At 61.5% G+C, this 3848-nt stretch carries 3 protein-coding genes; all 3 read right to left on the bottom strand.

From position 1 onward, the window contains the following. On the bottom strand, nucleotides 1-920 hold a 920-nt coding region (locus ACR0A1_RS20500), incomplete at its 3' end, for an iron-containing alcohol dehydrogenase (protein ID WP_480869044.1). Between the two features lie 67 nt (nucleotides 921-987). After that, nucleotides 988-2370 carry an aldehyde dehydrogenase family protein gene (locus ACR0A1_RS20505; protein WP_480869046.1) on the bottom strand — a complete coding sequence of 461 codons (1383 nt, stop codon included), beginning with the start codon at nucleotides 2368-2370 and terminating at the stop codon, nucleotides 988-990. Between the two features lie 128 nt (nucleotides 2371-2498). Continuing rightward, the coding region (locus tag ACR0A1_RS20510; protein ID WP_480707755.1) for a glutamine synthetase family protein at nucleotides 2499-3848 on the bottom strand (1350 nt) is incomplete at its 5' end.

Genomic DNA, 3848 nt, shown 5'->3' on the forward strand with positions numbered 1-3848 from the left:
TGCTGGAAGCGGTCGGCGATGACTGGCGCGTTGAACTCGAGCACGGCGGGCATGCAGACCGCGTTGGTGGTGCCGTGGTGGGTGTTGAACACCGCGCCGACGGGGTGGCTCATGGCGTGGATGGCGCCCAGGCCTTTCTGGAAGGCGGTGGCCCCCATCGCCGCCGCGCTCATCATCTGGGCGCGGGCTTCGATGTCGGTGCCGTCCGCATAGGCACGTGGCAGGTAGTCCTTGACCAGCCGCATCCCTTCCAGCGCGATGCCCTGAGACATCGGGTGGTAATGCGGGCTGCTAAACGCCTCGACACAATGCGCGAACGCATCCAGACCGGTGCCTGCGGTGATGAACTTGGGCATGCCCACCGTCAGCTCGGGGTCGCAGATCACCACGGTCGGCAGCACCTTGGGATGGAAGATGATCTTCTTGGCGTGGGTTTCAGAATTGGTGATGACGCTGGCGCGCCCCACTTCGGACCCGGTCCCGGCAGTTGTGGGGACGGCGATGATCGGCGCGATGGCATCGGCATCCGCTCGGGTCCACCAATCGCCGATATCCTCAAAGTCCCAGACCGGGCGCGTCTGACCACACATGAAGGCGACCATCTTGCCCAGATCCAGCCCCGAGCCGCCGCCAAAAGCGATCACCCCGTCATGGCCGCCCGCGTTATAGGCCGCAACACCGGCCTCGAGGTTCTGTTCATTGGGGTTCGGGTCCACATCCGCGAACAGACCCCGGCCCAGACCGGCGGTCTCCATGATATCCAGCGTCGCGGTGGTGATCGGCAGATCGGCCAGCCCCTTGTCGGTGACCAGCAGCGGTTTCTTCATGCCGGCCGCCGCACAGGCTTCGGGCAATTCATTGATCCGCCCGGCCCCGAATTTGATTGCGGTTGGATAAGACCAGTTTCCAACAAGTGACATGTTTGCTTTCCTTCGTGTCAAAAGGCCTGCCCCGGCGAGGGGGTCATTCCGAGGCAGGCCGGCGTCCTTAGCCCGTGACCTTTTTCAGGTGATAGGATTTGGGACGTGTCAGGTTGTGATAGCCAATGACCGAGAGACCGCCGCCGCGCCCGGTATTCTTGCAGCCGGTCCAGCACAGGCCGGGATCCAGATAATCGGCGCGGTTCATGAAGACGGTGCCCGTCTCAATCTGGTCGCCCACCCGCGCAGCACGGTCCAGATCGCGGGTCCAGAGGCTCGCCGTCAGGCCAAACGCGCTGTCATTCATCAGCCGGGTGGCCTCGTCATCCGTGGACACTTTCATGATGCCCACTACCGGACCAAAGCTTTCATCCCGCATCACCCGCATGTCATGGGTGACATTGGTCAGGATCTGCGGCGTCAGATATGCGCCGCCATCATCCTCGGGGAAGATGTCGATATGGGCCACCGCACCAGCCTCGACCGCCTCGGCAATCTGCGCCCGCACCTCATCGGCAAAGCGCACATTGGCCATCGGGCCAATGGTGGTCTCAGCGTCCAGCGGATTGCCCAGCTTATAGCCCTTCACGATCTCCACCGCCCTGGCGACGAAGTCGTCATACAGGCTTTCATGCACATAAATCCGCTCGATCCCGCAGCAGCACTGGCCCGCGTTGAACATTGCCCCGTCGATCAGCGTCTCAACCGCCGCCTCCAGATCGGCATCGTCCATCACATAACCCGGATCCTTGCCGCCCAGCTCAGTCCCGACGCCGGTAAAGGTGCCTGCCGCCGCGCGCTCCATCGCCTGGCCGCCGCCGACCGAGCCGGTGAAGTTCACGAAGTCGAACGCATTGCCCGCGATCAGATCGTTGGTCACGTCATGGCTCAGAAAGACATTCTGGAACACGTCTTCCGGCACACCCGCTGCATGGAAGGCCTGCGCCATACGCTCGCCCACCAGCAGGGTCTGCGTGGCGTGTTTCAGGATCACCGTATTACCCGCGATCAGCGCAGGCGCCACCGTATTGATCGCCGTCATATAGGGGTAGTTCCACGGCGCCACCACAAACACCACCCCATGCGGGATGCGCCTGATATAGCGCTTGAATGTCTCATCCTCACCCACCGCGATATCAGCCAGCGCCTCTTCGGCAATCGTGGCCATATGGCTTGCGCGCTCATTGAAGCCGCCAAACTCACCGCCATAGCGCACCGGGCGACCCATCATATGCGCCAATTCGGGCACGATTTCCTCATTCATCGCGCCGACAGCAGCCACACCCGCCATCACGAGATCAATGCGCTCCCGCAAGGGCCGCGCCGCCCAAGCCGCCTGTGCGGCCCGCGCCCGGCCCGCAACCTCAAACGCCGCCTCCCGCGACAGAACCTCGCGCTCGGCAAAAACCGACCCATCAATCGGCGAGACACATTGCAACATCTGCCCCATAGTCACTCCATCTCTAAAGAGAGCAGGATCCCTGCTTCATCTGGCCATAAATATCTCGGGGGCCGCCATTGGTGCGCCATTGGTTCGAGCGCCAATGGCGACGGGGCTGGCCCCTCGCTTTCACCCTCTCAAGCCCGCTCGAACCCGCGGGCAATTTCCCAATCGGTCACCACGCGCTCAAACTCTTCGATCTCAACCTCGGCCGCGCGCGCATAGTGATCGACAACGTCATCTCCCATTGCAGCCCGCAACATCGCCGAGCCATGCAGCGCATCCCGCGCCGCGCGCAGATTGCCCGGGATCATCCCCGTCTCTCCCTGATAGACGTCGCCCGTGGTCGGCGGCTGCAACTCCAGCCCTTCTTCGATCCCAGCGATCCCCGCCGCCAGCATCCCAGCCATCGCCAGATAGGGGTTCATATCCGAGCCCGGGATACGGCATTCCACCCGCACCGCCTTGGTGCCGTCACCGCACAGGCGGAACCCGGCGGTGCGGTTGTCCACCGACCAGATGATCCGCGTCGGCGCAAAGGTCCCCTTCATGAACCGCTTGTAGCTGTTGATGTAGGGCGCCATGAAACAGGTGTAATCGGCGGCGTATTTCAAAAGACCCGCCATGTAGCTTTTCATCACATCCGACATGCCGAGCGGATCTTTTTCGTCGAAAAAGATCGGCCGCCCCTCGGACCAGAGCGACTGATGCACGTGGCTGGAACTGCCCACTTTCTCATGATGCCATTTCGGCAGGAAGGTCGCGGCATGCCCATGCTGCCAGGCAATCTCTTTCACCGCGTTCTTGGCGATCGAGTGATACTCGGCCGTCTCCATCGCAGGCGCATATTTGATGTTCAGCTCTTCCTGCCCGGTCTCGGCCTCACCTTTCGTGTTCTCGACCGGTATCCCCGCATCCCACAGATGGTTGCGGATCGGGCGCATCACATGCTCTTCCTTGGTGGTCTGAAGGATGTGATAGTCTTCGTTGTACCCCGAGATCGGCTCAAGGTCGCGAAAGCCTTCCTTGCGGATCTGATCAAAGCTTTTCTCGAACAGGAAAAACTCCAGCTCGGTGGCGCACATCGCGTCATAGCCCATCGCCTTCAGCCGGTTCACCTGACGTTTCAGGATCGAGCGCGGCGCGTGTGGCACTTCTTCATGCGTGTGATGATCCAGCACATCGCACATCACCATCGCCGTGCCTTCCAGCCACGGCACCGGACGCAGCGTGCTCAGATCCGGCTTCATCACATAATCGCCATAGCCCCGCTCCCAACTGGTCGACGCATACCCATCCGGCGTCCCCATCTCGAGATCCGTCGCCAGCAGATAATTGCAGCAATGCGTCTCTTCCCACGCCCCCGCAACAAAATGACCCGCATGAAACCGCTTCCCCATCAAACGGCCCTGCATGTCAACCAGACAAACCAATACCGTATCAATCTCGCCAGACGAAACCTCAGCCTTCAAATGCTCAAATGTCAG

The organism is Ruegeria sp. D6 (genome assembly GCF_056534365.1).

Excerpts from the sequence above, each read along its gene's own strand:
- ACR0A1_RS20505 (WP_480869046.1), bottom strand. The coding sequence starts at position 2,370 with ATGGGGCAGATGTTGCAATGTGTCTCGCCGATTGATGGGTCGGTTTTT.